This is a genomic window from Thermococcus sp. M36 (genome assembly GCF_012027355.1).
Classification (GTDB): domain Archaea; phylum Methanobacteriota_B; class Thermococci; order Thermococcales; family Thermococcaceae; genus Thermococcus.
The window spans coordinates 1-379 of the sequence record NZ_SNUH01000398.1 but is presented as its reverse complement, the minus strand read 5'-3'; the positions used below and the strand labels follow the sequence as shown (position 1 = coordinate 379).

Here is a 379-nt window from a genome sequence, read left to right as displayed (position 1 = left end):
ATGTGGTAAATTTTCTGAAACAATTTCGTGTGTCATATAGTTAGTTTGATTGATTAACAATATACAACAAACTTTCAGCTTTTAAAAGGCTTACTAAAAATCACAAAAGCAAAACTTCTGTGTAATTAATGCTTCAACTGCTAATGTTTTTATTCATCAAATGATTATGGCAAAATAGTATAACAGCTTATTGTAAGAGATTAAGAAGAGCATGTAATTCTTTTTCAGTATTAAAAGCATGTAATACAATTCTTAATCTTTCTTTTCCTTTCGGAACAGTTGGATATAATACAGGCCTTACATCAAAACCCGCCTGTTGAATTTTCGCAGACAATGCTTTTACATTTTCATTACCGGTTACTATTACAGCTTGTATAGG

At 29.8% G+C, this 379-nt stretch carries 1 protein-coding gene; it reads right to left on the bottom strand.

Features of this window, described 5'->3' with window-relative positions:
- Positions 1-187: 187 nt before the first annotated feature.
- On the bottom strand, positions 188-379 hold a 192-nt coding region (locus E3E36_RS13140), incomplete at its 5' end, for an SPOR domain-containing protein (RefSeq protein WP_206203774.1).